The organism is Pseudobutyrivibrio xylanivorans (genome assembly GCF_010906925.1).
In the GTDB taxonomy this organism is placed as follows: domain Bacteria; phylum Bacillota; class Clostridia; order Lachnospirales; family Lachnospiraceae; genus Pseudobutyrivibrio.
Map to the genome: position 1 here is coordinate 1 of NZ_VTVE01000016.1, position 440 is coordinate 440.

Below are 440 nucleotides of genomic sequence, written 5' to 3' on the forward strand. Positions count from 1 at the left end.
GTCGTAATTATCGTAAGAAAGACCGCTCCTACCTCTGGTAAAGGCATCAAGCAGCATAAAGATAATTGTTCCGGAAAAAATAAGGGAAACGATCACATTTCTAAGTATAGCTTCATAGCTCTTTCCCATAAAAAAAGAAAAAGCAAAAACAATTACGCCAGTCAAACAAAAAAGCGCGCCATATATGAATTTGATCATAACAGAAGACTTTTCTGTTTCCATACTCATCTTCTCTCCAATTTCTTTATAGATTTATTTCTCTGCTTGTTAGCAGCCTTCTTTTCGTAGTCCTCATAAGCCTTAACTATCTTCTGAACAAGAGGATGTCTAACTACATCGCTGCTTGTAAGAGTGCAAAATTCAATATCATCAATTCCCTTTAATACGCCGTGAGCTATATCAAGACCTGACTTAACATCAGGTGCAAGGTCCTTCTGGGA

The 440-nt window shown here is 37.3% G+C and carries 2 protein-coding genes; both read right to left on the reverse strand.

Features of this window, described 5'->3' with window-relative positions; all coding sequences use genetic code 11:
* Nucleotides 1–222 (reverse strand): hypothetical protein (locus tag F0Q01_RS13685; RefSeq protein ID WP_163927299.1); only part of this gene is annotated, 222 nt, incomplete at its 3' end.
* 2 nt (nt 223–224) lie between these two features.
* Nucleotides 225–440, reverse strand: a 216-nt coding sequence (locus F0Q01_RS13690) for a PhoH family protein (protein ID WP_163927301.1), incomplete at its 5' end; no start/stop codon positions are given.